The following is a 21,769-nucleotide window of genomic DNA, read 5'->3' on the forward strand; positions in this document are numbered from 1 at the left end:
GAGCGGCCGCCGTGGCATCACGGCGGCCGTTTTACATCACGGCGTATGAAAGCGGGCGTATTCCTGGCTGCGCGGTTCCAGCGCGATGCGCATGGCCGATCGCGGATTGACTGCGGTTGAGCCGGTCGGCGGCCGCCGTCAGCGAGCCGAGTTCGACTACGGCGGCGAGCGCCTGCAACTGGGCGAGCGTCATCTGAATCCCTTCGATCGATGCATGTGGGCCGCGCATGAGATGGCGGCACGTCATGAATTGTATTGAAGGGACGCGACGACGCGGGAAGCGACCGTAGCGCGGCGAGGGATGTCGCGTGCGTGTGCGGTTCAGGTGGCTCGAACGGCCGAATGCTGCCGCGAACGACGCATTAACGGCTGCCGTCGCGCGTCTTCACGAGCATCCCGCGCTGAAGCACGCAGGCGATATGCTCGCCTTCGCCCGCCACGACGCCGATATCGTCGAGCGGATTGCCGTCGAGTACGACGAGGTCGGCAATGGCACCGGCGGCCACGACGCCGAGTTGTCCCACCATATTGACGATCTCCGCTGCCACGGTCGTTGCCGATCTGAGCGCTTCAAGATTCCCGAGCACTTCCGCCCGAATCCGAAACTCGCCCGACTGAAACGCGTGCATTTCGCCGAGCAGGTCCGAGCCGAACCCCATTTTCACGCCGGCCTTCGCATAGATTTCGAGCGACTCGCGTCCTTTCTGCTGCACGGATGCCACCTTTGCAACGGAGTCGGCGGGCAGCCCGAACGCCGCGCCATGTTTGGCAAGCGCATCATAAGTCACGAGCGTCGGCACCACGAACGCGCCGTGCTCGTGCATGAGCTGCGCGGCCGCCTCGTCGACGAGATTCCCGTGCTCGATCGTCCGCACGCCGCATCGCACGGCACGGGCAATCGCGCGCCCCGTGTACGCATGCGCCATCACGTAAGTATTCGCGGCCTCGGCTTCGTCGACGATGGCGCGAATCTCGTCCTCGGAATATTGCGTGTTGGCGATCGGATCGGTCGGCGACGCAACGCCGCCGGAAGCCATGATCTTGATCTGTGTTGCGCCTTTCTGGATCTCTTCGCGCACGGCGAGCCGCACGCTTTCGACGCCGTCCACGACACGTGCAATCGCCCCGGTGCGAAAGCAGCAGGAACAGGGCTCGAGCAAATCGCCGCGAGGCCGAAAATCCCCGTGCCCGCCCGTCTGCGACAACGCTTTCCCCGACGGAAAAATCCTCGGTCCCGCAACGAGTCCGGTGTCGACCGCCTGCATCAATCCCCAGTCCGCGCCCCCGGCATCGCGCACGCTGGTAAACCCGCGCGACAACATCGCATCGAGAATCGGCAACGATCGAATCGCTGCGAGAATATTCGGCTGCGTCGCATTGGCGCCGAGATTCGCATTCGAAGCCAGCACGTGCACGTGGCAATCGATGAATCCCGGCATGACGGTCTTCCCGCGCACATCGATCACCTGCGCATTCGGAAAGTCCACCGCCCGATCGGTCACTTCGACGATTCGTTCGCCCTCGATCACGACATGATGATGTTCGAGCAACACGCCTCGTTCGAGGTCGAGCACGTTGCCGCCCTGAAGCACGGTAATGGTCATGGAGAAAGATCCTTATCGATTGACGAAAGCGGTTCGCTTCGTGTCCTTCACGAAGCGCGTGCCGATGAAACTGATCGCGGCCGCGACGATCACGTAGAGGGCGGGCGCCATGTTGCTGCCCGTGCGGGCGATCAGCCAGGTCATGAGAAACGGCGCGAAGCCGCCGAAGATCGTCACCGCGAAGTTGTACGCAACGGAAAGGCCGGTCGACAGCACCTTGGTCGGAAACAGCTCGGCGAACGCGGCAAGAATCGGCCCCGTATAAGCGGCGATCAGCAAACCGAACACGGCCTGAAACGCGATCAACGAGACGAACCCCGGCGCATGATTGATCCACGCGAACATCGGCCACGCGAGCGCGAGGATGGCGAGCGCCGCACCGGAGAGAAACACGCGGCGCCCCCACAGATCGGCGAGCCTGCCGACAAGCGGCGAGCAGCACATGATCATCGAGCCGCCGACCATCCCGGCCGCAAACCCTGTCGACTGCGGCAGATGTAGCGTGCGCACCGAATAGGTCGGCATATAGAACAGCAGCACATACGTACAGACGGTCCACAGGATGACCATCGCAAAACTCGCGAACGTCTCGCGCGGATAGGTCGACAGCACGGCCTTCAGCGGCGAACTCTCCTTCGCCTGCGCCTCGACCGCGCTGAAGGCAGGCGTCTCGTCGAGATGGCTGCGGATGAAATACCCGACCGGCCCGACGACGATCCCGAGCAGGAACGGCAGCCGCCAGCCCCAGCTATGGAGCGCCTGCGTATCGAGCGACGTGGTCACGAACGTGCCGGTCGCCGCGCCGAGCAAGACGGCGAAGCCGATACTCGACTGGATCCAGCTCGAGTAATACGCGCGCTTTTCCGGCGGCGCGTATTCGGTGAGGAACGCGGTAGCGCCGCCCATTTCGCCGCCGGCGGAAAACCCTTGCAGCAGGCGCGCGACGACGATCAGCATCGGCGCGGCGATGCCGGCCTGTTCGTAGGTCGGCGCGAGCCCGATCAGCGCGGTGCCGAACGCCATCAGCAGGATGGTGAGCGACAGCGCGGCCTTGCGCCCGACCTTGTCCGCGTAGACGCCCAGCACGATGCCGCCGACCGGCCGCATGAAGAACCCGACGCCGAATGTCGCGACGGTCAGCAGCACGGATGTCAGTTCATTGCCGGTCGGAAAGAACAGCTTCGCGATGATCACCGCGAAGAAGCTGTAGACGGTGAAGTCGAACCATTCGAGACCGTTGCCGATCACGGTCGCGATGATGGCGCGGCGGCGCTGCTGCACGGCCGCGTCGACGGACGGCGCGGCGCGCGGGGAAAGCGTTCCTTGCATGGTCTCTTCCTCAGTCAGAAGACGGGACGGGCGCCCCGCGTGAACCTCATGCTAAGGACAGCGCGATTTTTTTCTGAAACGAAAGATTCGCATGCACGCATGCGCTGGACGCATGCATCGCGCTCATGCCGGCTCAGGCCGCGATTTGCCGCTCCGCCTGTTCGAACAGCCAGCGCGAGAACAGGCGCGCGGCCTGGTTCTGCGCGCGGTCGTTCGGCGAGATCACGTAATAGCCGCCGCCGTGGCTCGCCGATGCGTCGGTGACGCGCACGAGCAGCCCGGCCTCGATGCAGGCGTCGATCATGTAGCGCCAGCCGAGCGACACGCCTTGACCGAGTATCGTCATCTGCACGATCTGCGGATACGAGTTGATCGTGATGTCTTGCGGCTGCGCCTTCGGCCGGTCGATGTCGTTCTGATCGAACCATTCGGACCACGACATCCACTGACGCTGACCGTCCTCGAGGCGCAGCAGCGTTTCGTTCGCGAGATCGGCCGCGTCGAGCGTGCGTCCGGCCAGATAGCGCGGTGCGCAGACGGGAAACACTTCCTCGTCGAACAGGCGGCGCGCGGTGTATTCGGCGGGCGCCTGCTGACGTACGTAGTAGACGCCCACATCGAACTCCGCCGGCGACATCGACGCGAGCCCGTCGCGCACGATCAGCCGCAGCTTGATGTTCGGATACGCGGCGCGAAAGTCGGGTAGCCGCGGCGTGAGCCACAGCAGCGCCACACCGGACGAGCAGGCGATCGTCAGCTCGAGGTCGCCGTACGGCTTCATCACGTCGTGCGTCGCTTCCGCGCATTGCGTGAGCAGGTGATGCACCTGCGCCGCGTATTGCTCGCCGGCGATCGTCAGCCGCAGCGAACGGTGTTCGCGGACGAACAGCGAGCGGCCGAGGAATTCCTCGAGCTGCTGGATCTGACGGCTGATCGCGCTTTGGGTCAGGTGCAGTTCGGCGGCCGCGCGCGTGAAGCTCGCGTGCCGCACGGCGGCTTCGAACGCGACGAGACATTGCAGGGGCGGCAGGGGCGTGATGCGCATGGCGGGCAGGGGAATCGGTGACAGTGCCGACATGATACGGGGACGATCCTCGGAGCAAACCGGCCGCGCCCCGTTCCCCCACGAGTAAGCCGCGCGTCGGGTGCGCGCTGCGGCGCAGGCGGACGGCCGCCCGGCGCCGCAACCGCGGCCCGCTGCGCGATCAGCCGAGCCAGCGCTTGATCGACGCGACCATCGTGGCGGTCGAAATGCCGTAGCGATCGTGCAGCGTCGGCAGCGCGCCCGCGTCGAGGAACGCATCGGGCAGCGCGATCTGCCGGAACGTCGGCGCGACGCCTTCGGCAAGCAGCGTGCGCGCGACCGCTTCGCCGAGCCCGCCGATTACCGTGTGGTTTTCCGCGACGACGACCATGCGGCCCGGGCGCTTCGCTTCGCGCACGATCGTCGCGGTATCGAGCGGCTTGATCGTCGGCACATGAAGCACCGCGACGCCGATGCGATCGGCCTCCAGCGCGTTCGCCACTTCGAGCGCGCGCATCGTCATGATGCCGGACGAGATCAGCAGTACGTCGTTGCCGTCGCGCAGCCGTTTCGCCTTGCCGAGCTCGAACGTGTAGTCGTATTCGTCGAGCACGACCGGCACGTTGCCGCGTAGCAGCCGCGCATACACCGGGCCATCGTGCGCCGCGATCGCGGGCACCATCTGCTCGATGTCGAGCGCGTCGCACGGATCGATCACGGTCATGTTCGGCATCGCGCGCATCAGCGCGAGATCTTCCGCCGCCTGGTGGCTCGGGCCGTAGCCCGTCGTCAGTCCCGGCAGCGCGGCGACGATCTTCACGTCGAGATTGTCCTCGGCGATCGTCTGATGGATGAAGTCGTACGCGCGGCGCGTCGCGAACACCGCATAGGTCGTCACGAACGGCTGCGCACCCTCGTGCGCGAAGCCGGCCGCGGCCCCCATCAGCAGCTGCTCGGCCATCCCCATCTGGTAGTAGCGCTCGGGAAACGCCTTCGCGAATACGTGCAGGTCCGTGTACTTGCCGAGATCCGCCGTCATGCCGATCACGTCCGGCTTCGTGCGCGCGAGCTCGACGAGCGCATGACCGAACGGTGCGGCGCGCGTCGGCTGTCCTTCGGCCGCGATCGACGCGATCATCGCGGAGGTTTTCAGACGCGGCTTCTGGGCGGCGGTACTCATGCTTGTCTCCCGGCTTCGAGTGCGTCGAGCGCGAGCTGCCACTCGTGCGCGTCGACGCGGATGAAATGGTTTTTCTCGCGTTGTTCGAGGAACGGCACGCCGCACCCCATCTTCGTATCGCAGACGATGATGCGCGGCTGCGGCCGATCGTGGCGGCGTGCGTTGTCGAACGCATGCTTGACCGCGTCGATGTCGTTGCCGTTCACGCGCTGCACGTACCAGCCGAACGCTTCGAGCTTGTCGACGAGCGGCTCGAACGCCATGATCTGCGTCGACGGGCCGTCGGCCTGCTGATTGTTCACGTCGACGATCGCGATCAGGTTGTCGAGCCGCCAGTGCGCGGCCGACATCAGTCCTTCCCAGATCGCGCCCTCGTCGAGCTCGCCGTCGGAGAACAGCGTGTACACGAAGGCGTCCGATCCCTTGCGTTTGAGGCCGAGACAGCGGCCGACGGCGATCGTCAGTCCCTGCCCGAGCGAGCCGCCCGACATCTCCATCCCGGGCGTGTAGCTCGCCATCCCGGACATCGGCAGGCGGCTGTCGTCGCTGCCGTACGTCTCGAGCTCGTCGGCGGGCAGCACGCCCGCTTCGAACAGCGCCGCGTAGAGCGCGATCGCGTAATGCCCGTTCGACAGCAGAAAGCGGTCGCGCGCTTCCCAGTCCGGGTCCTGCGGGCGGTAGCGCATCGCGCCGAAGTATGCGACGGCGAGCACGTCGGCGATGTCGAGCGCCTGGCCGATATAGCCCTGACCCTGCACTTCGCCCATCCGCAGCGCGTTTCTCCTGATCCGGTACGCGCGCTCGGCGAGCGCGACGTCTTCGGTAATGACTTCGCTATCCATCTGTTGCTCCTGTGAGGTCGAAAGTGGGCCGGCGCGTCAGCGGTTCACGGACCGGGCCGGCACGGCGAATACGAGCGCGGCGCCCAGCGTGACCGCGGCCGAGATGAAGATCAGCCCGGCGGTCGACTTGCCGGTCAGATCGTTGAGCCAGCCGACGATCGCGGGCGAGAAGAAGCCCGCGAGATTCGCGAAGCAGTTCACGGCGGCGATGCCCGCGGCGGCCGATACGCCGCCGAGCAGCGCGGTCGGCAGCGACCAGAACTGCGACGACGACGCCAGAATCCCGGCTGCCGCGATGCTCAGGCACAGGATCGACGCGGTGACGCTGCCGAGTGCGGGCAGCGCGGCAAAGCCCGCGGCGGCGACGAGCATCGGCACCGCGAGATGCAGCCGACGTTCGCGGCGTCGGTCGGCGCTCATGCCGATCAGCGGCAGCGCGACGATGGCGCACAGATACGGAATCGCGGTGAACACGCCGACCCAGAGTGGGTCCGACACGCCCGCCTTGCGGATGATCGTCGGCAGCCAGAACGTGAGCCCGTACTGACCGAGCACGACGCAGAAGTAGATCGCGGCCATCAGCCACAGCCGGCGATCGCCGACGAATGCGCGGATCGACAGGTGCGCCGTCTTGTGCGCCTCGTCGCCGGCGACGTTGCGCGCGAGCAGCGCCTTCTCCGGATCGGAGAGCCACCTGGCCTGCGCGATGCCGTCGTCGAGATAGCGGAGGATCGCGACGCCGAGCACGAGCGACGGCAAGGCTTCGAGCAGGAACAGCCATTTCCAGCCGGCCATCGACATCGCGCCGTGCAGCGTGTGCATGATCGCGCCGGATAGCGGCCCGCCGACGATGCCCGCGAGCGGAATCGCCATGAAGAACAGCGACAGCGCCTTGGCGCGACGCGCGGACGGATACCAGTAGGTCAGGTAAAGGATCACGCCGGGCGCGAAGCCGGCTTCGGCGACGCCGAGCAGAAACCGCAGCACGTAGAACGCGGCGGGCGACTTCACGAACACGAAGCTCGCCGAAATGACGGCCCACGTGAGCATGATCCGCGCGAGCCACCGCCGTGCGCCGACGCGGTGCAGGATCAGATTGCTCGGCACCTCGAACAGGAAGTAGCCGAGAAAGAAGATGCCGGCGCCCATCCCGTACACGGTTTCGCTGAAGCGCAGATCGTTGAGCATCTGCAGCTTCGCGAAGCCGACGTTGACGCGATCGAGGTACGCGCCGAGATAGCAGAGCATCAGGAACGGAATCAGCCGGCGGCTGACTTTCGCATACGTGCGCGCCTCGAAGGTCGGCGGATCGGTGAGCGGAATCGCGTCGCCGGCGAGCGGCGGCGCACTGTATCGGGATTTCATCGTCGTGTCTCCTGCCATGTCGCCCGGTCGTGTCCGGGCGTTTTGGGAACGGTCGTCGGACGCGCTCAGTGAATCAGCATGCCGCCGTTCACGTCGAGCGTGATGCCGGTCAGATAGGTCGAGAGGTCGCTGACGAGGAACAGGCATGCATTCGCGACGTCGGCGGCGTCGCCGAGCCGCCCGAGCGGGATGCCCTTGACGATGTCGGCGCGCATGTCGGGCGTCAGCTTGTCGCCGGTGATGTCGGTCTGGATCAGGCCGGGCGCGATCGCGTTGACGCGGATGCGGTCAGGGCCGAATTCGCGTGCCATCGCCTTCGCGAGGCCGAGTACGCCGGCCTTCGCGGCGCTGTAGTGCGGGCCGCCGAAGATGCCGCCGCCGCGCTGCGCGGACACCGACGACATGCAGACGATGCTGCCGCCTTGCTGTTCCTTCATCGCGGGAATCACGGCCTGCGACATGTAGAGCGTGCCGCGCAGGTTCACGTCGACGATCGCGTCGAAGTCCTTCGCGCCGATGTCGAGCGTGCGCACCGGCTGCGTGATGCCGGCGTTGTTGACGAGGCCGTCGATGCGGCCGTAGCGTTCGAGCGTCGCGCGGGCCGCGGCGACGCATGCGGCTTTGTCGGCCACGTCGCAGGCGAGCCCGAGATGGCCGCTGCCGAGATCGGCGGCGGCCGCGCGCGCGTCTTCCTCGCGCAAATCGAGGATCGCGATGCGCGCGCCCTGGGCGGCGAGCGCCTGCGCGGTGGCCTTGCCGATGCCGCGCGGCGAGGCCGCGCCCGTCACGACGATGATCCGGTTCTCGAGCAACATCGTTTGTCTCCTGGGTATCGATGAGTGCCTGTAGTGTCGGGGGACGACGCGGCACCATCAACGCGGAAACGCTCAACCATTGCTGAGAAAAATTCAGGTGGAGGCGGCCGCCTCCCGTTCGATCCATGCGAGGAAGCGCTGGATGCGCGGCAGCGCCGCATTCTGGCTCGGGTAAACCAGATGATGCGCGCCGACCTCGACGGCATAGCTGTGGTCGAAAACGGGCACGAGCAGCCCGTCGCGGATCTTCACCGACGCCAGCGTGAGGCTTTCGAGCGCGATGCCGAGGCCGAGCGCGGCTGTCTCGATCGACATGTACGAGCGGTCGAACGAGAAGTCGAAGGTCTTCTGCTTGGCCGACACGCCGGTTCGGCCGAACCATTGCTTCCACTGCACGAGCGGCGTCTCCGAATAGATCAGACGATGCGCGAGCAGATCCTCGGGCGTGCGGACCGGATGCCGCTCCAGATAGGCGGGCGACGCGAGCGGCGCGATGTATTCGCCGCGCACGGTCTTCACTTCGAGGTTGTCCCAGTTGCCGTAGCCGTGCCGGATATCGATGTCGTAGTAGCCGTTCGAGAACGACACGTTTTCATAGGAGCAGGCGAGATTAAGCTGCAGATCGCCGTTGGCCTCCTGAAACGACGACAGCCGCGGCAGCAGCCACATGAGCCCGAAACTCGGGCTCGAATGCACGCGCAGGATGTCGACGTCGGTGCGGCTCGACGCGCGTTCGGTCGCGCGGCTCAGGTCGGCGAGCGAGCCCGTCACGTCGGCCAGATAGCGTTCGCCGGTCGGTGTCAGCACGAGGCCGCGGCCCGAGCGCTGAAACAGTGGCCGGCCGATCAGCGCTTCGAGATTGCTCAACTGATGGCTGACGGCCGACGCGGTCAGCCCGAGTTCCTCCGCCGCGCGGTTCACGCTTTTGGTGCGCGCGACGCTCTCGAACGCGATGATGGATTTCAGCGGAGGGATACGCATCGTGACGTCTTTTCGGTGGCGGTTGATCGGAATCGCGTCGGGCGCGCGGCGATGTCGCGTGCATCCGGTGCAATGCGTTGCACAACGTTCGCCGCGGATCGCAACGCATTATGCGTTTTTTCGCGGCCCGCGCGCGAGCGCGGTGTCGACGCCTGCGCGCTAGCGAAACGCGCTCATCTGCGACGACATCATCTGCAGCATGCGGTTCGAGGCGACCGACAGCGTGCGGCCGACGCGCGTGACGAGATGCGCTTCGGCGTTCTGCAGAATCGGGTGTTCGATCGGAATCGCCTTCAGTTCGCCGGCTTTCAGCTCGCTGGCGACGGCGAACGCCGGTAGGACGACGATCCCGAGTTCCGAGCGCGCGAACTGCTTCATGATGTTGATCGAGTTCGTCGTGATCGCCGGTTCGAGGCTGATCTTTTCCGCGAATTCGACGGCCTGCAGCATCTGCCGCGTGCCGTACGACGGATGCGTCGCGGCGAGCGGATACGACGCGAGCTCCTGCACGGTCAGGCTCTTGCGCCGGATCGTGCGCGCCATCCGGGCGCCGACGATCGCCATCATCGGCTGCCGGTGCGCGGCGCGCGAGACGATGCGCGGCTCTCGCGGCGGGTTGTAGACGAGGCCGATTTCGCCGTCGTCCTCCGCGATTTTCGTCATCACGTCGTTGGTACTGCCGAGATCGAGATTGACGCGAATCTTCGGGTACTGCGTGCAGAACTGCTGCATCGGCCCGGACAGCAGGTCCGACACGAAGCCTTCGCCGAGCACGACGCGCACGTGCCCGGTGCGCAGCCCGCGCAGATCCTGCAGACGCGACAGCAGATCGTCGCGATGCGCGCGCTGCTCGCGGTAGTACTGGATCACGAACCTGCCCGCTTCGGTCGGTGTGACGCCGCGCGCGTGGCGTTCGATCAGCGGGGCATCGAGTTCCGCTTCGAGCAGCGCGATCTGGCGGCTCACCGCGGACGGCGCGACATCGAGCCAGTCGGCCGCCGCGCGGATCGTGCCGCAGCGCACCGCCTCGAAGAAGTACGCGATCCGGCTTTCGGTCAGGCTGCTGGTCGACATGGCGAGCGTTCGAATAAATAGAACAATCTCAATATTGGCACTTATTGGTTGAACGGGTCAAACGGGCCGAAGATCGTCGACGACGGCAGCGGAACCGGCGCGAAACGCAAGCGCGACACGGCTTCCGCGCGAACCTTCGAATGCAACGATCGGGAGCGGCAATGAAGACGGTAGGCGTGATCGGACTGGGAAACATGGGGCGCGGCATCGCGTTGTCGCTGAAGCGGGCCGGCTTCGACGTGCTGGGGTTCGACGCGAACGCAGAGAGCGTGCGGCAACTGGCTGACGAAGGCGTGCGGCCCTGCGCGTCGATTGCGGAGATTGCGTCGGCGGTCGACGTGCTGATCCTGTCGCTGCCGACCTCGGCGATCGTCGAAGCGGTCGTGCTCGGCGACGGCGGCGTCGCGTCGCATGCGAAGCGCGGGCTGATCGTGATCGACACGACGACCGCCGATCCGAACAGCACGCGCAAGGTCGCGGCCGCGCTGGATGCGCATGGCGTCGCCTTTGTCGACGGGCCCGTCAGCGGCGGCCCGAAGGGCGCGGCAACCGCGACGATGACGATGGTGCTCGGCGGCGCCGATGAGCACATCGCGGCCGTGCAGCCGGTGCTGTCGGCGATCAGCGCGAAGCAGGTGCACGTCGGCCCCGCGGGCGCGGGCCATGTGACGAAGCTGCTGAACAACCTGCTGACGGGCGTGCATCTGCTCGTCACGAGCGAAGCGGTCAGAGCCGCGGAGGCAGCGGGCGTCGACAAGGCACGGCTGATCGAAGCGCTGAGCGGCGGCTCCGGGCGCAACAGCGCGACGCTGACGAATTACCCGACGTGGATCCTGAACGAGCGTTTCGATTCGGGCTTCACGATGAAACTGATGCGCAAGGACATGCGCCTCGCGCTCGAACTGCTGCAGCGCGCACACGTGAGTGCGCCGATCGCAAGCGAAGCGGGCCGCCTGTGGGCCGCGAGCGCGGAATCGATCGGCGACGCGGAAGACTTCAACCGCATCGTCGAATTCGTCGACGCGCGCTGAGCACTGATCCATCACCACGAGGAAACGATATGGCATCCCCCATCGGACAGGCGCTGCTCGACGCATTTCGACAGTTCTTTCCCGGCGCGCAGAGCGTCGGCTCATACGTGAACGGCGAACTCGTCGAAGGGCGCGGCGATACGATCGAGCTGTTCGACGCGGCGACCGGCGAGCCGAGCCTCGCCTATCGCGACGGCGGCGCGGAGATCGTCGCGCTTGCGGCGGCGGCCGCGCAGGCCGCGCAACGGCAGTGGTGGGCGCTCACGCATGCGGCGCGCGGCCGCACGATGTTCGACGTCGCGCGCGAAGTGCGCAGTCACGCGGAAGCGCTCGCGCGCCTCGAATCGCTCGGTTCGGGCAAACCGATCCGCGATTGCCGCGGCGAGGTCGCGAAAGTCGCCGAGATGTTCGAGTACTACGGCGGCTGGGCCGACAAGTTCTACGGCGATGTGATTCCGGTGCCGACGTCGCATCTGAACTACACGCGCCGCGAGCCGGCCGGCACCGTGCTGCAGATCACGCCGTGGAACGCGCCGGTGTTTACGTGCGGCTGGCAGCTTGCGCCGGCGATCGCGATGGGCAACGCGGTGCTGCTGAAGCCGTCCGAGCTCACGCCGTTCAGTTCGCTCGCGATCGCGCGGCTTGCCGAGCGTGCGGGTGTGCCGAACGGGCTGATCAACGTGCTCGCGGGCTACGGGCACACCATCGCGCAGGCGGCGATCGCGCACAAGGCCGTGAAGAAAGTCGTGTTCGTCGGCTCGCCCGCGACCGGCGCGCGGATTGCCGAGGCGGCCGCGAAGCGCGTCCTGCCGTGCGTGCTCGAGCTGGGCGGCAAGTCCGCGAATATCGTCTTCGACGATGCGGACCTGAATCGCGCAGCGCTCACGGCGCAGGCCGCGATCTTCGCGGGCGCGGGGCAGAGCTGCGTCGCCGGCTCGCGTCTACTCGTGCAGCGCTCGATCTACGACCGCTTCGTCGCGATGGTCGCGACGGGCGCGAAGAAGATCCGCGTCGGCGCGCCGACCGACGACGCCACCGAGGTCGGCCCGATCTGCCATCGCGCGCAGTACGAGCATGTGATGAAGATGATCGCGAGCGGTGTCGAGTCCGGCGCGACGCTCGCGGCCGGCTCGACCGAGCGGAGCGCGCGCGGCTACTTCGTCGCGCCGACCGTGCTCGCGAACGTGCACAATCGGATGGACGTCGCGCGCACGGAGATCTTCGGGCCCGTCGTCGTCGCGATTCCGTTCGACACCGAGGAAGAAGCGATCGAGATCGCGAACGATACCGACTTCGGGCTGGCCGGCGCGGTATGGACAAACGACGTCGCGCGGGCGCATCGCGTGGCCGCGCAGATCGACGCCGGCACGTTCTGGGTGAACGGCTACAAGACGATCAATGTCGCGTCGCCGTTCGGCGGCTACGGGATGAGCGGTTACGGCCGCTCGAGCGGCGTCGAGGCGTTGTACGAATATACGCAGACGAAAAGCGTGTGGGTCGAAACGGCGAAGCATCCCGCGAGCGCATTCGGCTATTTGTAAGTTTGTAAGGCGGCGCGACGCGGCACGTGCGCCGCGTCATTCGGCGCACGCGTCGCGGCAGCACGGTACGAGACCAGTCGACACAACCTGATACGAGGCCGACGAGCCTTCGAGCGGAGATCAGCATGGAACATACGATGACGGCGGACGGCGCGGGAAGCGACGGTTTCAGAGGCGCGAAGCTGCTGGTCTATGCGGCGGCGATATTGCTGATCGCGCAATCGATCGGCGCGTTCACGTTCAATGTCGGGCCCGGCAAGGTCGTGCTGCTGCCGATGATCTGGGCGCTGCTGATGGGCGGCACGTTGGGGCTGCTGTCCGAGCGCTGGCGCAGCAGCATGCGGCTCGACGTGAAGACGCAGTTTCTCGCGGCGGCGGTGCTGCAGCCGGCGCTGCTGCTGTTCGTCGCGAAGCTCGGGCTGATGGTCGGCAGCGCGTTGCCGAAGCTCGCCGCGGCCGGCTGGGCGCTCGCGTTCCAGGAGCTCGGGCACTTCGTCGGCACGATCCTGCTCGGCCTGCCGCTCGCGCTGCTGCTCGGGATCAAGCGCGAAGCGATCGGCGCGACGTTCTCGGTCGGACGCGAGCCGAGTCTCGCGATCATCGGCGAGAAGTACGGGATGAATTCGGCCGAAGGGCGCGGCGTGCTCGCCGAGTATCTGACGGGTACCGTGTTCGGCGCGGTGTTCATCGCGATCTTCGCGGGCTTTGTCGCGAGCCTGAACATTTTTCATCCGCTCGCGCTCGCGATGGGCGCGGGCGTCGGCTCGGGCAGCATGATGGCGGCCGCGTCCGGCGCGATCGCCGCCGCGCAGCAGTCGCCGGAAGTCGCGAAGAACGTATTGACGTTCGCCGCCGCGAGCAACCTGATCACGACGACCATCGGCACGTATTTCACGCTGTTCATCTCGCTGCCGCTCGCGGTGTTCGGCTATCGCGTGCTCGAACCGCTGATCGGGCGCACGACGAAGGCGTCGTCCGCGTCGGCATCCGTCGAGGCTGCGCGTCCGTCGCTCGGCGACGTGCAGACCGAGGCGCCGGCGCTCAGCTACTCGGGGAAGGTCGCGGCCTGGCTGCTGACGGCCGTGTTCTCGCTCGTGTGCGACTGGATCACGCACGGCACGTCGCCGCTCTTCGGGTTACCCGGCATGGCGTTCATGGTGCTCGCAACGGTGATCGGCGATGCGCTGTCGACGGTCACGCGCCGCAAGATTCCCGCCGTGTGCTGGGTGTCGGTCGTCGCGATGTTCATGACTTCGCCGCTGTGTCCGTGGGCGCCGGCCATCGCCGCGATGAGCGCGAAGAACGATTTCCTCGGCGTCGTCACGCCGATGCTGACGTTCGCGGGCCTCTCGATCGCGAAGGACATTCCCGCGTTTCGCCGCCTCGGCTGGCGGATCGTGCTCGTGTCGTTCGTCGCGAATGCCGGCACGTTCCTCGGTGCCGCGCTGGTCGCGCAGATCTTTCATATCTGAGCGAGGGGCGGCATGCAGCGGCGCGCGGTGGCGTGCGTGCCCATATGCCGGCTGTCCGCCGTTTGCCCCTGCCCTACCGATAACGTCGCGGGATTTCGGAGTCAGGAGGTCGGCATCAAACCACTGCGCCCGTCGGGCGGCGTTGAAGTCTACCCGAAGAGCCGCGGATCCAATTTGAACGGCTCTTTGCTGATCACCTTCACCATCGCGGCGAAATCGGGGTGCAGCGGGTTCAGCAGCAAATTGAAGTCCGTGGGACAGACGACGGATGGAACCCGCATCGCGAGCCGCGCACCCTTTTCCAACCATTCCCGGCCGATCCGCGCTGTCGACGCAGGGTCTTCCGTTAGCGTCGCCCAATCGGGCGGTAGTTCTGGTTCGAACGCCCCTTCGTATACCGCATCAGGCACTTCGAGTGTCACCAAGAAAAGGCCGCCGGCCGGCAGTATCCCTGACATATGGACGAGCGCTTCGAGCAGGGACGTGGAAGCGTGACAGCACGTGTACAGCACTCGCATTCCGCGCGGATTCCAGCGGCCCCCTGCGATCGCAGCACCATTGCCGCTGAGATCGTCCGCCATGTAGTGGCCCTTTCGTTCTTTTGCGAGGCGATACAGCTTCACGCGGTGACCCCGAACAATGCACGGTTGAGAATGTCGCGCACACGGTCGTAGCCGGGCTGTACATCGAGAACTTCTATCGGCTTAAGACCATCAAGCTCGGCATTGCCGCGCGTCATCCATTCCGCTGCACGGTCCTTGTCCTCGAAAAGCTCGACCGCAAGATCGAGGACGTAGAGAACGCGCGCAATACGATCGGACTCGCTTTGCGACAGGCGATCCTCGTTCGCGATCTTTCGAAGGATTGTCGAGCTCGGCAAGCTTAGCGCGGACAGCAGCGATTGCACCGGGATTCGGAGAAGCTCGCGAGCGACACGTTCGACGATCACTGCCTTGAATCCATCGGCGATCGTACGCCGCTGCTCCAGCGGCGTCATCCTGCGGAACGTATCGAAGTCGTGCTCGTGTGCGCCGAGGCCATTCGACCCAACGGAGGCTTTCCCGGCGCTTGCGCGCTTAGCCGGCTGCCGGCTGGTTGGTGCGGGGGTACGCATGGCAAACTCCCAAATGCGTGAAGTAACAATCCCATTATAGATATATATCAAATGGGAGTCAATCATGTATCAAATGGGATTTGTGCCGGCGCAACCCAATGGTCATCGCTTTTCTGCATCTCGTTCACAGAGCTTGCCGACGTGGACAATGTCGATCGGGCAGGTCGCACAGCACGGCAACGGCGAACGCTTCGTGCCGATGCTGCGGGCCTACCGATCGACGCCCACCGTCAAACCGCCGCGCGCCCACTTGCGTCCTCCGCTTCATGCACAATACCGGGCATTGAAATGCGGAGGCTGTCCCGTGGGGATCAATTTCGACTTGACCGACTTGCAGGCGTTTCGCGCGGTGGTGGAGCTGGGCAGCTTCCGCAAGGCTGCCGACGCGCTCAGCATTTCGCAGCCCGCGTTGAGCCGCCGCATCGACAAGCTCGAGGATGCGCTCGGCGTGCGGCTGTTCGAGCGCACGACGCGCAGCGTCACGCTGACGACCGTCGGCCGCGTGTTCGCGCCGAGCGCCGAGCAACTGCTCGACGATCTCGATGCGGCGCTGCTCGGCATTCGCGACGTGTCGTCGAGCCGCCTCGGTCACGTGACGATCGCGTGCGTGCCGTCCGTCGCGTATTACTTCCTGCCGAACGTGATTGCCGAGTATCACCGCCGCTTCCCGCGCATCCGCGTGAAGCTGCTCGATTCGGGCGCGAACGAGGTGCTCGGTGCGGTGATCAGCGGCGAGGCCGATTTCGGCGTGAGCTTCCTCGGCAGCCAGGAGCCCGAGATCGACTTCAAGGTGCTGCTGCAGGAGCGCTTCGTCGCCGCGTGCCGCCGCGATCATCCGCTCGCGCGCAAGAAGCGCGTGACGTGGGACGAGTTGTACGCGCACGAGTACGTCTCGGTGGACAAGACGTCCGGCAACCGGCTGCTGCTCGACCAGGCGCTGTCGGGCGTCGCACCGCCGGTGCCGAGCGTGTGCGAGACGCGTCACGTGACGACGCTGCTCGGTCTGATCGAGGCGGGGCTCGGCGTCGCCGCGGTGCCGTCGATGGCGATGCCCGGACGCGACCATCCGATCCTCACGAGCGTGCCGCTCGTCGACCCCGTCGTGAAGCGGCGGGTCGGCATCGTAAAGCGGCGCGGACGGCAGCTGACGCCGGCCGCGCAGGCATTTCACGAGATGGTCGTCGACGCAAAGCGCGCGAGCCGCGCGTCGGGCGCGGCCGCATCGTGATACGCGGCCGGCCTGCCACGCGGCTTGCCGGCAGGCGCGCGACCGCACGCGCGCACGCGGCGGTTGGTTTGCGTCAGCGGGCCGACACGGGGTCGAGCCCGGTCGCCTTCACGTCCGGCTGCACGCCGGGCGATGCGAGATAGTCGAGGAGCGCCTTCGCTTCCTGCGGATGCCGTGCGCCGACCGGGATGCCGCCGGCGAAGCGCGTGACCGACTGCAGCGACTCCGGAATCCGGCCGACGAACGTGACGCCCGGCACCGGGAGCAGTTCGCTCACCTGCTGGAAGCCGATTTCATAGTCGCCGTTCGCGACGACGGACGCGACCGGAATGCGCGGAATCATCGTCGCCTTCGGCTTCACCTGCGCTTCGATGCCGAGCTTCCTGAACAACTCGCGCTCGATGTAGACGCCGCTCGCGCTGTCCGAGTACGCGATCGACTTCGCGTGCAGCAGCGCTTGCCGAAGCCCGTCGGCTGTGCCGATATCGGGCTTCGCGGCGCCTTCGCGCACGACCATGCCGATTCGCGAATCGGCCAGCTCGACGCGCGAGCCGGGCACGACCTTGCCTTGCCGGATCAACTCGTCGAGCGCGTAGCCGACCATGATCACGACGTCGGCAGGCTCGCCGCGCGCGAGCCGGTTCGGAATCGCTTCGGGCGACTTGCCCATCGACGGGCCGAGCGTCGTGTCGAGCGTGTTGCCGGTGTCGGCGGCGAAGCGCGGGCCGAGCGCCTTGTACGCGGCGGTGAAGCCGCCCGAGCTCATCACGTGCAGCTCGGCGGCCTGCACGGGGGCGGTGGCGACCGAGGTAGCGACGAGCGCGGTCGCGCAAAGTTTCAGCAGCAGATTTTTCATCGTCATGGTCGTGCGAACGGGAAGGTCAGGTGAGCATGGGGGACGAGCGGACCGTCAATGCGCGGGCGTCAGCGTCGCGGCCTGGCGGCGATACAGTGCGAACGTCGCGAGCAGCGCACACACGGCGGCGAAGCTCATCCAGTAGCCGGGCGCGGCCTTGTCGCCCGTCATGTGGATCAGCGCGGTCGAGATCGCCGGCGTGAAGCCGCCGAACACGGCCGTGGCGAGGCTGTACGCGAGCGAGAAGCCGGCCACGCGCACCTGCACGGGCATCACTTCGGTGAGCGCGACGATCATCGCGCCGTTGTAGAGGCCGTACATGAACGACAGCCACAGCAGCACGAGCAGCATGTTCGTGAACGTCGGCGCATGGGCGAGCAGCGACAGCGCCGGATAGGCGGTCGCGATCGCGAGCACCGTCATCGCGACGAGCAGCGGGCGGCGGCCGATGCGGTCGGACAGCGCACCGCCGATCGGCAGCCACACGAAGTTCGAGACGCCCACGCACAGCGTCACGAGCAGGCTGTCGGCGGTGCTCAGATGCAGGACGGTCTTGCCGAACGTCGGCGCATACACGGTGATCAGATAGAAGCTCGCGGTGGTCATCGCGACCAGCATCATGCCGGCCACGACGACGGCCCAGTTCTGAGCCAGCGTGCCGAATACTTCCTTCATCGTCGGACGATGGCGGCGCGCGCTGAATTCCTGCGTTTCCTCGAGCTTGCGACGCAGCATGAAGATGAACGGCACGATCATGCAGCCGACGAAGAACGGCACGCGCCAGCCCCACGCGGCGATGTCGGCCGCGCTCAGCCAGCGATTCAGCGCGAAGCCGAGCGCCGCGGCGACGACGATCGCGACCTGTTGGCTCGCGGACTGCCAGCTCGTGAAGAAGCCCTTGCGGCCCGGCGTGGCCATTTCGGCCAGATAGACGGATACGCCGCCGAGCTCCGCGCCGGCCGAGAAGCCCTGCAGCAGCCGCCCGAGCAGCACGAGCGCGGGCGCGAGCAGGCCGATCGTCGCGTAGCCGGGCACGAACGCGATCAGGATCGTGCCGCTCGCCATGATCGACAGCGTGACGATCAGGCCCTTGCGACGGCCGACGTCGTCGATATACGCGCCGAGCACGATCGCGCCGAGCGGCCGCATCAGGAAGCCGGCGCCGAACACCGCGAACGTCATCATCAGCGACGCGAACTCGCTGGCGGCGGGAAAGAACACGTTGGCGATCTGCGTGGCGTAGAAGCCGAACAGAAAGAAATCGAACTGCTCGAGAAAATTCCCGGCCGTGACGCGGAAGACCGCAGCGGCCTTCGAGCGCCCGGTCGAGAGACTGGACGAGGGATGCATCGGGATGTCTCCGGAAAATGCGGGGAGGGAGGGCGGCGATTGTTGTTTTCGCGAATGTTCGCGCGATGCCGCAGAAACGATAAGTGCAATTTTCTGAACGATTGATGTTCGCCGGTTATCAATCGATGCGCGGCCGCCTCGGCGAATGCTGTGGCGGCGCGCGGCGTTCGCGCACCTATGCGAAGATGGAGCGCTATCGCTCAGCCACTTCGACGAGGACGACGTGATCCGACCGAACGCCACCGACCATCCGCACGGCACGCTCGTGCCGTGGATGGCCGTCGCACTCGCCGAGCGCGGCGTGCGCCGGTTTCCGCCTGGCCGCGTGAATCCGCGCATCGTCGAATACAACGGGCACACGCACCTCGTCGGCTACGACGACAAGATTTCGTGGTGCTCGTCGTTCGTCAACTGGTGCATGGCGCGCGCCGGCATGCGCGGCACCGGCTCGGCGCTCGCGCGCTCGTGGCTCGAGTGGGGGCGGCCGCTCGCGCAGCCGGTGTACGGCTGCATCGCGGTGCTGACGCGTGAGGACCCGACGAGCTGGAAGGGCCATGTCGGCTTCTATCTGCGTCACGACGATGCGCACGTGCATCTGTTCGGCGGCAACCAGCTCGGCGCGGTGCGCGAGCTCGCGTATCCGGTCGCGTCGGTGATCGCCTATCGCTGGCCGCACGTCGAGTGAACGCGCCGCACGCGGGCGAGCGCGGCGTCGGCACGGCGCGGCACGTCGTGCTACAGTCGGTCGATTCGTCCGTTTTCCCTGGACATTTCGACCCGTACCGATCCGAACCGTCATGAGCTACGTTCCCCAACTTGCCGCGGTCGGCGGCGTGATGCTGCTGGCCTGCGTGAGCCCCGGCCCCGACCTCATCGCCGTGTCTTCCCATGCGCTCGGCAACCGCCGCGCCGGCTTGCTGGCCGCGCTCGGCATCGCGTCGTCGCACGCGGTATGGGCCGCGATGGCGATCTTCGGGCTCGGCCTGATCGTCGCGAAGCTCGCGTGGCTGTACGAGGCGATCCGGATCGCCGGCGCCGCGTATCTGATCTACCTCGGCATCAAGTCGTTGTCGGGGCTGCGCCAGTCGGCGCAGCCGGCCGACGCCATGCGCGCGCCTGCCGTGCGCGGCGGCGCGCATGCATACCGCAAAGGGTTGCTGGTCGGCCTGACGAATCCGAAAGCCGCCGCGTTCTTCGGCAGTCTGTTCGTCACGCTGCTGCCCGCGCATGCGCCCGCGTGGGTGCATGGTGCGACGCTGGCGGTCGTCGTCGCCGTGTCGCTGTCGTGGTTCTGCACGGTCGCGCTGCTGTTCTCGACGAACCGCGTGCAGACCGGCTACGCGAAACTGCGCAAGCCGATCGATGCGGTGATGGGCACGATCCTGCTCGGCCTCGGCGCGAAGCTCGCGCTCGATCGCTAAGCGTATCGCCGTCAGTCATGGCCGCCGCATGCGGCCATGATCGCCATGATTGCCTTCTCGCCGCTTCGGCGACGTTCTCCCACGCAGCGCATCGCGTTCGCGCTCATTGGCTCGCGACAGCCTCGGCCGCCTGCCCCGCATCGTTCCTGCTCCATCCGCCGCCGAGCGATCGATACAGCGCGATCGCCGCGAGCGCATGCTCGCGTGCGGCCTGATTCAGCGAATCGGAGTCGCGCAGATACGCCTCCTGCGCGGTCAACACGTCGAGAAAATCCGTCGCGCCGCCCTTGTACAGTCGCGTCGCGAGCGCGAGCGCACGGTCGGACGCGGCGAGCGCGCCGCCGAGCTGCTGCGACGCCGCGTCGGTCGCGACGAGGCTCGCGCGCGCATCCTCGACTTCGCGCAAGGCCTGCAGCATCGTCTGCCGCAGCGCGAGTTCGGATTCGCGCAACCGGCTTTCGCTTTGTGCGATGTCGGCCGCGATGCGGCCGGCATCGAAGATCGGGCTCGTCGCGCTCAGCGCGGCGCTGAACAGATTGTCGGTGAGCGTCGGCAGCCCGAGATACGACGCGGCGAGCACGCCGTCCGCCAGATTCAGCGAGAACTTCGGATACCGCTCGGCTTTCGCGACGCCGACTTGCGCCGCCCGCCGTTCGACCTGCGCGTAGGCGGTCAGCACGTCGGGGCGGCGCAGCAGCGCCTGCGACGGCAGCGTGACCGGTGCGCCGGCCGGCGGCGCGGGAATCGGCGCGGACTCGGCGAGCACGAGCCGATCGATCGATTCCGGCGTGCGGCCCGAATACACGGCGATCAGGTTCAGCTGATGCGCGATCTGCGCACGCGTCGGCGCGATCCGCGCTTCGAGCGCGTCGAGCTGATTCTTCGCGCGCGTGACGTCGAGCTCCGTCGACAGCCCGAACGCCTGCCGCTTGCGTGTCAGTTCGAGCGCACGCTGCCGGATCGCCGCGTTGTCCTGCAGCAGCTTCAGTTCCTGCTGCGCCCAGCGCAGATCGACGTACGCGGATGCCGCGTCGGCCGCCAGCGCGAGTCGCATCGCATCTTCCGCGTGCGTCTGCCCGACGAGTTCCGCGCGCGCGGCGAGCAGGTCGAGCCGTTCGCCGCCGAACACGTCGGGCGACCAGCTCAGTGCGAGCCCGGCGCCGGCCTGCCGCACGTAGCCGAGCGGCGGCGGAACGTTCTGGCGCGCGTCGGATGCATGCGCCGTGGCGTCGAGTTGGGGCAGCAGCGCCGCGCGCTTGCTTGCGGTCAGCGCTTGCGCCTGCTTCACGCGTTCGGCGGCGGCCTGCAGATCGAGGTTGGCGTCGAGCACGGTCGCGATCAGCCGGTCGAGCGTCGGGTCGCGGAACTGTGCCCACCACGTCGCCGCGTCGCTCGTGGCGGCTGGAACGGCGGTGTCCCACGTAGCAGGCGCGAGCGCGCCGACCGCGTCGGGCAGCGTCGCGTGCTGCGCCGGCTGTACCGCACAACCGGCGGCGAACGCGCTGACGGCGAGCGCGACAATGAGCTGTTTCATGATGACGA

At 66.8% G+C, this 21,769-nt stretch carries 20 protein-coding genes and 1 pseudogene; 6 read left to right on the forward strand and 15 right to left on the reverse strand.

The window, feature by feature from the left end; translation table 11 throughout:
• Positions 1-88: 88 nt before the first annotated feature.
• From NP80_RS31660 to NP80_RS05000, 10 genes and pseudogenes are all read right to left on the reverse strand, one after another.
• A pseudogene (locus NP80_RS31660) lies at positions 89-193 on the reverse strand (LysR family transcriptional regulator); the annotation flags it as partial.
• A 169-nt stretch (positions 194-362) separates the two neighbouring features.
• The gene (locus tag NP80_RS04955; protein ID WP_045593144.1) at positions 363-1,604 is read right to left on the reverse strand and encodes a metal-dependent hydrolase family protein; all 1,242 of its coding nucleotides are present in this window, start codon (positions 1,602-1,604) and stop codon (positions 363-365) included.
• A gap of 12 nt (positions 1,605-1,616) precedes the next feature.
• On the reverse strand, positions 1,617-2,933 hold the full coding sequence (locus NP80_RS04960) for an MFS transporter (protein ID WP_006411365.1): 1,317 nt from the start codon (positions 2,931-2,933) through the stop codon (positions 1,617-1,619).
• A gap of 133 nt (positions 2,934-3,066) precedes the next feature.
• Positions 3,067-3,978, reverse strand: coding sequence for a LysR substrate-binding domain-containing protein (locus tag NP80_RS04965; protein ID WP_006404261.1), 912 nt, complete (start codon positions 3,976-3,978; stop codon positions 3,067-3,069).
• 160 nt (positions 3,979-4,138) lie between these two features.
• Positions 4,139-5,137: a transketolase family protein gene (locus NP80_RS04970; RefSeq protein ID WP_035947847.1), complete on the reverse strand. Its 999-nt coding sequence runs from the start codon at positions 5,135-5,137 to the stop codon at positions 4,139-4,141.
• Entirely contained in the window at positions 5,134-5,979 is an 846-nt protein-coding gene (locus NP80_RS04975; protein ID WP_006411360.1) for a transketolase, read from the reverse strand. Before NP80_RS04975 ends, NP80_RS04970 begins: the two co-directional genes overlap by 4 nt.
• A 36-nt stretch (positions 5,980-6,015) precedes the next feature.
• The gene (locus tag NP80_RS04980; protein ID WP_035947854.1) at positions 6,016-7,344 is read right to left on the reverse strand and encodes an MFS transporter; all 1,329 of its coding nucleotides are present in this window, start codon (positions 7,342-7,344) and stop codon (positions 6,016-6,018) included.
• A 65-nt stretch (positions 7,345-7,409) separates the two neighbouring features.
• Positions 7,410-8,159 (reverse strand): SDR family NAD(P)-dependent oxidoreductase, encoded by a 750-nt coding sequence (locus tag NP80_RS04985; protein ID WP_006411368.1) that lies wholly within the window; start codon positions 8,157-8,159, stop codon positions 7,410-7,412.
• A 93-nt stretch (positions 8,160-8,252) separates the two neighbouring features.
• On the reverse strand, positions 8,253-9,140 hold the full coding sequence (locus NP80_RS04990; protein WP_006404256.1) for a LysR substrate-binding domain-containing protein: 888 nt from the start codon (positions 9,138-9,140) through the stop codon (positions 8,253-8,255).
• A 159-nt stretch (positions 9,141-9,299) separates the two neighbouring features.
• Positions 9,300-10,214 (reverse strand): LysR family transcriptional regulator, encoded by a 915-nt coding sequence (locus tag NP80_RS05000; protein ID WP_006404254.1) that lies wholly within the window; start codon positions 10,212-10,214, stop codon positions 9,300-9,302.
• A 140-nt stretch (positions 10,215-10,354) separates the two neighbouring features.
• On the opposite strand from NP80_RS05000, the gene NP80_RS05005 reads away from it, so the two are divergent.
• From NP80_RS05005 to NP80_RS05015, 3 genes are all read left to right on the forward strand, one after another.
• Complete coding sequence (locus NP80_RS05005; RefSeq protein ID WP_230847203.1) at positions 10,355-11,245, forward strand: NAD(P)-dependent oxidoreductase; 891 nt, start codon at positions 10,355-10,357, stop codon at positions 11,243-11,245.
• A gap of 29 nt (positions 11,246-11,274) precedes the next feature.
• Positions 11,275-12,786, forward strand: coding sequence for an aldehyde dehydrogenase family protein (locus NP80_RS05010; protein ID WP_006411357.1), 1,512 nt, complete (start codon positions 11,275-11,277; stop codon positions 12,784-12,786).
• A gap of 125 nt (positions 12,787-12,911) precedes the next feature.
• Entirely contained in the window at positions 12,912-14,258 is a 1,347-nt protein-coding gene (locus NP80_RS05015; protein WP_006411372.1) for a DUF3100 domain-containing protein, read from the forward strand.
• 149 nt (positions 14,259-14,407) lie between these two features.
• On the opposite strand, the gene NP80_RS05020 is transcribed toward NP80_RS05015, so the two are convergent.
• Both NP80_RS05020 and parS read right to left on the reverse strand, forming a co-directional pair.
• Positions 14,408-14,881: an RES family NAD+ phosphorylase gene (locus NP80_RS05020; protein ID WP_035947844.1), complete on the reverse strand. Its 474-nt coding sequence runs from the start codon at positions 14,879-14,881 to the stop codon at positions 14,408-14,410.
• Positions 14,878-15,372: a type II RES/Xre toxin-antitoxin system antitoxin gene (gene parS / locus NP80_RS05025; protein ID WP_226823168.1), complete on the reverse strand. Its 495-nt coding sequence runs from the start codon at positions 15,370-15,372 to the stop codon at positions 14,878-14,880. Before parS ends, NP80_RS05020 begins: the two co-directional genes overlap by 4 nt.
• A gap of 304 nt (positions 15,373-15,676) precedes the next feature.
• On the opposite strand from parS, the gene NP80_RS05030 reads away from it, so the two are divergent.
• Positions 15,677-16,600: a LysR family transcriptional regulator gene (locus tag NP80_RS05030; RefSeq protein ID WP_006404245.1), complete on the forward strand. Its 924-nt coding sequence runs from the start codon at positions 15,677-15,679 to the stop codon at positions 16,598-16,600.
• Positions 16,601-16,673: 73 nt separating this feature from the next.
• Here the strand turns inward: NP80_RS05030 and NP80_RS05035 are convergent, their stop codons facing one another.
• Positions 16,674-17,456 (reverse strand): substrate-binding domain-containing protein, encoded by a 783-nt coding sequence (locus NP80_RS05035; RefSeq protein ID WP_012217515.1) that lies wholly within the window; start codon positions 17,454-17,456, stop codon positions 16,674-16,676.
• A 54-nt stretch (positions 17,457-17,510) separates the two neighbouring features.
• Positions 17,511-18,806 carry an MFS transporter gene (gene tcuC, locus NP80_RS05040; RefSeq protein ID WP_006404243.1) on the reverse strand — a complete coding sequence of 432 codons (1,296 nt, stop codon included), beginning with the start codon at positions 18,804-18,806 and terminating at the stop codon, positions 17,511-17,513.
• 223 nt (positions 18,807-19,029) lie between these two features.
• On the opposite strand from tcuC, the gene NP80_RS05045 reads away from it, so the two are divergent.
• Both NP80_RS05045 and NP80_RS05050 read left to right on the forward strand, forming a co-directional pair.
• On the forward strand, positions 19,030-19,491 hold the full coding sequence (locus NP80_RS05045; RefSeq protein WP_006411376.1) for an NlpC/P60 family protein: 462 nt from the start codon (positions 19,030-19,032) through the stop codon (positions 19,489-19,491).
• Positions 19,492-19,603: 112 nt separating this feature from the next.
• A complete protein-coding gene (locus tag NP80_RS05050) occupies positions 19,604-20,227 on the forward strand; it encodes a LysE family transporter (protein WP_006411382.1) in 624 nt (207 codons plus the stop codon).
• A 103-nt stretch (positions 20,228-20,330) separates the two neighbouring features.
• On the opposite strand, the gene NP80_RS05055 is transcribed toward NP80_RS05050, so the two are convergent.
• Positions 20,331-21,761, reverse strand: a complete 1,431-nt coding sequence (locus NP80_RS05055) for an efflux transporter outer membrane subunit (RefSeq protein WP_006411354.1) — start codon at positions 21,759-21,761, stop codon at positions 20,331-20,333.
• Positions 21,762-21,769: the final 8 nt, after the last annotated feature.

The organism is Burkholderia multivorans ATCC BAA-247 (assembly GCF_000959525.1).
Lineage (GTDB): Bacteria > Pseudomonadota > Gammaproteobacteria > Burkholderiales > Burkholderiaceae > Burkholderia > Burkholderia multivorans.